Raw genomic sequence first — 5,893 nt, forward strand, 5'->3', positions numbered from 1 at the left:
CGCCCGGGCTCGGAGGCGCCGCCGACCCGGCCGTCCGCGTCGAGCAGGAGGCGCCGACCGGCGGGACATGCCGGGCGGGCGCCCGCCGGCTCCGGGTCGGGGTCAGCCGCGACCGTCGAGTTCCGCCCGAACGGCCGCGGTGAGCGCCGCCAGGCGCGGGGAGGCGACCAGCTGCTCCAGCGCGAGCGGCCGACCGTCGGCGTCGGAGACGGGCAGCCGCCAGTTGGGGTACTCGCGCCAGGTGCCCGGGACGTTCTGCGGGCGGCGGTCCCCCACCAGGTCGGGCAGCCACAGGCCGATCAGCCGGGCGGGCGTCCGCGCCAGGTACCGGTAGGCGGCGGTGATGCGGTCCTCCTCCCCCGCGTCCTGCGACAGCAGGCCGTGGCGGGCGAAGGTCGCGAGCCAGTCCTCGGTCTCCGCGCGCGCCGCGGCACGCGCGGTCTCCGGGTCGCCCTCCACCAGCCCCAGCCGGAGCCGCAGCTCGATGTCGGACTCCCCCAGGCGCGCCGCGGCGGGCGGCAGGTCGTGGGTGGAGACGGTGGCGAGCGCGCCGGCCCGCCACCGCCAGGGCGGCAGCGCCGGCTCCCCCGGCTTGTCGTACTCCCGCTCGAACCACAGCACGGAGGTGCCGAGGAGGCCGCGTCCCGACAGCTCCTCCCGGACCCCGGGCTCGACGGTGCCGAGGTCCTCGCCGATCACCACCGCCCCGGAGCGCTGGGCGGCGAGCGCCAGGGTGCCGAGCATGGCGCGGGCGTCGTAGTGGACGTAGGTGCCGTCGGCGGGCGAGGCGCCCTCGGGCACCCACCAGAGCCGGAAATGGCTGAGCACGTGGTCGATCCGGAGGCCGCCCGCGTGCCGCAGCAGTCCGTCGAGCAGCTCGCGGTAGGGCGCGTAGCCCGCGGCGGCCAGCGCGTCGGGGCGCCAGGGCGGCAGTCCCCAGTCCTGGCCCCGCGCGTTGAACGCGTCGGGCGGCGCGCCGATCGACATGCCGGCGGCGAGCGCCCCCTGGTGCGCCCAGGCCTCCGACCCGTCGGGGTGGACGCCCAGCGCCAGGTCGTGGACGAGGCCGATGTCCATGCCCGCGGCGCGGGCGGTGCGCTGGGCGGTGGCCAGCTGCTCGTCGGTGAGCCAGGTCAGCCAGGCGTGGAAGTCGACGCGGGCGCGGTGCTCGTCCCGGGCGCGGGCGGTGTCGGCGGAGGCCGGGTCCCGCAGTCCGGCGGGCCAGCCGCGCCAGTCGGGACCGTGCCGCTCGGTCAGGGCGCACCACAGCGCGTGGTCGGCGAGGGCGCGGCCCTGGCCGTCGCGGTAGGCGGCGTGCGCGGCGGCCCGGCCGGGGGTCAGCGGGACGCGGTGCACCAGCTCCAGCGCTTCGCGCTTCAGCGCCCAGACCGCGTCGCGGTCGATGGGCCGGTCGTGCCGCAGGACGCCGTCGCGGAGTTCTCCGGCGCGGGCGACGAGGACGGCGGCCCGCTCGGCGGCGGCGCCGTCGAGGTAGCGGAACTCGGGGACGTCCTCCACCCGCAGGTGGACGGGGTCGCAGTAGCGGCGGGTGGCGGGGCGGTAGGGCGAGGGGTCGGTGTCCTCGCCGGCGGCCGCGGGGACGGCGGCGTGCAGCGGGTTGATCTGGAGGAAGCCGGCGCCGATGGCGCGGCCGGACCAGCCGGCGAGCTCCGCCAGGTCGCTCAGGTCGCCCATCCCCCAGGAGCGGGCGGAGAGCACCGAGTAGAGCTGGAGGAGCAGCCCGTGGCGGCGGCTGCGGGGCACGGGTAACCGGTCGGGGGTGACCAGCAGGTGGGCGTGGGCGGAGCGGCCGTCGGCGGTGTGGGCGCGCAGCAGGTGGCGGCCCAGCGGCAGTCCCGGGCCGAAGCCCAGCTCGCGGCCGTCCTCCGTGCGGACCCGCAGCACCGTTCCCTCGGGCAGCGGCGGGAGGCCCTCGTGGGCGGTGGGCCCGTCGCCGAGGACGACGGTGGGCGGGAGGAGGCGGGTGGCGGCGGTGCGGTGGTGCCGTTCCAGCTCTTCGCCGATGGCGCGGTCGCTGGTCGCGTCCACGCCGAGGGCGCCGAGGACGGCCACGACGGTCTCGCGCGGCACGTCGACACATCGATCGGGTGAGGGCCGGTAGGAAGTGGCGACGGAGTGTGCCGCGGCGAGCCGCGCAAGCTGCCTCATTCGATGCCCGTTACCCCCGTGGCGCCGGCGTCGCCGGTGGTCTCGTGGTCCCCGCGGGAGTCGCCCTGCAGGGCGGTGCCGGTGGGCTCGGCGGTCAGCGGGAGCTGCGCCGCGAGGGGCTGCTCCGCAGTGAGCGGGGTGGTGTCGGCGAGCGGGGGCTCGCTGGTGAGGGGCGCCGCGTGGCCGGAGCGCGAGCTGGAGCCGTCGAGCCCGGAGTCGGGGTCGGTGAGGGCCGACAGGTCGAGCTCACCGGTGTCCCACAGCTCGGGCGCGGCGTGTTTCACGGGTTCGTCGTCGGCGGCCTGCGTCGGCATCCAGATGAGGGCGGGGCTGTCCAGCTCTGTGGCTGCAGTCACGATGTCGTCTCCTTGCGTGTTCCGGACCCGGTCGTCGGGGCCGGTCCGGTCCGCTCGTCGTACTCGTTCGGTGTTCTCCACCAGCTGCTTCCTGGTCGTCCCTACCCAGACTGCGTGATGGCACCCGTCCCTGCACCAGGAAGGTGGTCGACCTCACGCCGCCATATCACGAAGATTTTCGCGCGTGGACCCGGGTTTTCGCCATATCTTCCGGGGGTCGCGCGGGTGGCCGGGACCGGCGCGCAGGGGTGACTGCCAGGGGTGGGCGACGGCACGGGGCGAGCCGCCGGACGCGGTGAGCAGGCGGGGGCGGGGCGCGGTGGGCGGGGGCGGCGCGGGCGGTGGACGCCGCGGTCGGGCCGGGCGGCCGGCCGACGCGCGACGCGGCATCACGGCGGGGTGCCCTACAGCGGGGTGCCCTCGAAGCGGGCGAGCGCCTCGTCGGCGCCGTACGGCCGCAGGTACGGCATCCACCGCGGGTCGCGGTGGCCGGTGCCGATGATGCGCCAGGCCAGCCCCGACGGCGGGCCCGGCGGGTGACGCAGCCGCCAGCCCAGCTCGGCGACCTGCCGGTCCGCCTTGACGTGGTTGCACCGCCGGCAGGCAGCCACCACGTTCTCCCACGCGTGCGCGCCGCCCCGGCTGCGGGGGACGACGTGGTCCACGCTGGTCGCGACGGCGCCGCAGTAGGCGCACCGCCCGCCGTCCCGCGCGAACAGCGCGCGGCGGGTCAGGGGGACGGCGGTGCGGTAGGGCACCGGGACGAACCGCTTGAGTCGCACCACGCTGGGGGCCGGAATCACCCGGGTCGCGCTCCGGAGCAGCAGGCCGCTGTGTTCCAGCGCCACCGCCTTGTCGTGCAGCAGCAGTACCAGTGCGCGTCGGACCGGTACGACACCCAGCGGCTCGTACGAGGCGTTGAGGACCAGGACATGTGGCACGAGCGGCCTCCCGTTCCGTCGGCGACGCGTGGCTTCGCGCCGGGACGATCTCCCACAGTGTCCATCGCGGACCGGCGGCGGCGCCACCACGAAAGGGAATGTGTCGGGGTCCACATCCGGACACGGCGGCGCTGGTGAGGCGCCCGTCCCCGGGCCGCGCACCGGTTGACCTGGCCGGTTCCCGGCCCTCGGCCTGCCGCCGGTGTCGGCTGCTCGCCTACCGTGATCGGGTGCTTCCGTCCCTTTCCGCCCCTGCCGTCACCGCCGCCCTCGGCCGCGCACCGGCCGCCGCCGCGCCGCCGGTCCCGTCCGCCCCACCGGCCGACGCGCCGTCGTCCGCCCTCGCCGACACGGCGGAACGTGCAGCGCGGACCGCCGGCTGGCTGGAGGCCAACTGGGAGGGCTGGCTGGCGACGGGGTTGCGGATCGTCCTGATCGCGGTGATCGCGTTCGTGGCGCAGGCGCTGGTCCGCCGGGCCATCTCACGGGTCATCGTGCGGATGAGCCGGCGCGAGCGGGCGGCCGGGCCGACCCGCGGCCTGCTCGTCAACCCGGAGCGGCGGCGGCAGCGGTCGGCGGCGATCGGCTCGGTACTGCGCAGCGTGGCGACGCTGCTGATCCTGGGCACCGCCGCGTTGATGGTCCTGGACCAGCTGGGCATAGAGCTGGGGCCGCTGATGGCAAGCGCGGGCATCGTCGGCGTCGCCATCGGCTTCGGCGCGCGCAACCTGGTCACCGACGTCCTGACCGGCATGTTCATGCTGCTGGAGGACCAGTACGGGGTGGGCGACCGGATCGACGCCGGCGAGGTGGTCGGCGAGGTCCTGGAGATCGGGCTGCGGGTGACGACGCTGCGCGCGGACGACGGCGAGATCTGGTACGTCCGCAACGGCGAGATCAAGCGGGTCGGCAACCTCAGCCAGGGCTGGTCGACGGCGGCCGTCGAGGTCGAGGTCCGGGCGTCGGAGGACACCGCCCGGGTGGTCGAGCTGGTCACGCGCGCGGGCGCCGAGCTGTCGGCGAGCCCGCCCTGGGACGAACTGCTGTGGGAGCCGCTGGAGGTCCTGGGGCTGGAGTCGGTCTCCATGGACTCGCAGGTGATCAAGGCGACCGTGAAGGTGCCGGCGGGGAAGGGCCCCGCCGTCGGGCGGGAGCTGCGGCTGCGGATCAAGAAGCTGCTGGACGCCGAGGGCATACCGCAGGTGGACCCGGCGGGGATCACCCTGGACAAGCTGCGCGGCGGCGACGCCGAATCGGGGGTGGCGCCGACCGCGGCCCGCGCCCCCGCCGGGGCCTGAGCCGGCGACCGCGGACCGACCGTGGCGCGGCGTCGGCGTCGGCGTCGGCGCGGCAGGCGGTGCACGGGCCGGTGGGCACGGGCCGGTGGGCAGGGGCCGGTGCGGACGGGTGCGCCGACACCTTGTCCCCGGCGCCCCGACTCGCGCAGGATGACGCGCATGTCACGTACCGCGCCCGAGCTGCGCCCCTACCGCCCCACCGACAGCGCCTGGCTCGCCGACGTGTGCGTCCGAACCGGCCTCGGCGGAGAGGACGCCACCGGCCACTACGACGACCCCGAGGTGCTTCCGGCCATCTTCGCGAGCCCCTACGCCGCGCTGGAGCCCTCCCTGGTCTTCGTCGCCGACGACGGCGAGCGCGTCATCGGGTACGTCCTCGGCACCGCGGACAGCGCGGGCTTCTTCGACCGGTTCCGCCGCGAGTGGCTGCCCACCGTCGCCGACCGCTTCCCCGCCCCCGACGGGCCGGTCGAGGGCCCCGACGCCGCCATGCGGGAGCTGCTGCACCACGCCGGCCGCATGCACGTCCCGGCCTTCGACGAGTGCCATCCGGCCCACCTCCACATCGACCTCCTCCCGGAGGGCCAGGGCCGCGGCCTGGGCCGCGCCCTGATGGAGACCTACCTCGACGCGCTGCGGGAGCGCGGTGTGCCCGGCGTGCACCTGGGGGTCAACCCGGAGAACACGCGTGCCCGCGCCTTCTACGACCGGCTGGGTTTCACCTCGCTGACGGCGCCCGGAGCCTCACCCGGGGCGGTCCACCTCGGCATGCGGCTCTGACGCCCCTCCCCCTTCCGGTGACACCACGGAGGGGAGGCCGGGCGGCGGGCCGGGCCGGCCGCGGAGCCGCTTCCCGGGCCGGGGGCGCCGCGCGAGGACGCCCGGCGGCGACCTCCGCCGCCCGGTGCCGGACGGTGGCGGGGAAGATCCCGAATGGAAGAAGATCCCGGACGAACCCGTGTCCGGAGCGTCGCCACCGGTCATACTGCTGGGCGAGCGCCGCGTGGTGGGGACCGCGGTGACACGCCGAGGGGGAGGGCCCGGACCGTGACGCTGCCGCCGACGACGCCGCAGGCAGGCCCTGCGCGCGACGTCCCCGGCCCCGGCGTCGTCGGCGACGGCGCCGATC

Annotated in this window: 5 protein-coding genes; 2 read left to right on the forward strand and 3 right to left on the reverse strand. The window is 76.5% G+C overall.

Annotation, left to right across the window (positions count from 1 at the left end; translation table 11 throughout):
- Positions 1-102 precede the first annotated feature (102 nt).
- The 3 genes from malQ to HCN56_RS22810 form a co-directional block, all read right to left on the reverse strand.
- On the reverse strand, positions 103-2,169 hold the full coding sequence (gene malQ, locus HCN56_RS22800; protein WP_167974123.1) for a 4-alpha-glucanotransferase: 2,067 nt from the start codon (positions 2,167-2,169) through the stop codon (positions 103-105).
- Positions 2,166-2,525 carry a hypothetical protein gene (locus tag HCN56_RS22805; RefSeq protein ID WP_312871387.1) on the reverse strand — a complete coding sequence of 120 codons (360 nt, stop codon included), beginning with the start codon at positions 2,523-2,525 and terminating at the stop codon, positions 2,166-2,168. The genes malQ and HCN56_RS22805 overlap by 4 nt, the downstream gene beginning before the upstream one ends.
- A gap of 404 nt (positions 2,526-2,929) precedes the next feature.
- Entirely contained in the window at positions 2,930-3,466 is a 537-nt protein-coding gene (locus tag HCN56_RS22810; protein ID WP_167974125.1) for an HNH endonuclease, read from the reverse strand.
- Between the two features lie 230 nt (positions 3,467-3,696).
- Between HCN56_RS22810 and HCN56_RS22815 the strand changes: the two genes are divergently transcribed.
- Both HCN56_RS22815 and HCN56_RS22820 read left to right on the forward strand, forming a co-directional pair.
- Complete coding sequence (locus HCN56_RS22815) at positions 3,697-4,764, forward strand: mechanosensitive ion channel family protein (RefSeq protein WP_312871388.1); 1,068 nt, start codon at positions 3,697-3,699, stop codon at positions 4,762-4,764.
- 159 nt (positions 4,765-4,923) lie between these two features.
- Positions 4,924-5,544, forward strand: coding sequence for a GNAT family N-acetyltransferase (locus HCN56_RS22820; protein ID WP_167974129.1), 621 nt, complete (start codon positions 4,924-4,926; stop codon positions 5,542-5,544).
- Positions 5,545-5,893 lie beyond the last annotated feature (349 nt).

Source organism: Streptomyces lonarensis (genome assembly GCF_012033735.1).
In the GTDB taxonomy this organism is placed as follows: Bacteria; Actinomycetota; Actinomycetes; order Streptomycetales; family Streptomycetaceae; genus Streptomyces; species Streptomyces lonarensis.

What these genes read in the sequence shown, in the direction of transcription:
- HCN56_RS22820 (WP_167974129.1), top strand. Translation starts at nt 4,924, where the DNA reads ATGTCACGTACCGCGCCCGAGCTGCGCCCCTACCGCCCCACCGACAGC.
- malQ (WP_167974123.1), bottom strand. Translation starts at nt 2,169, where the DNA reads ATGAGGCAGCTTGCGCGGCTCGCCGCGGCACACTCCGTCGCCACTTCC.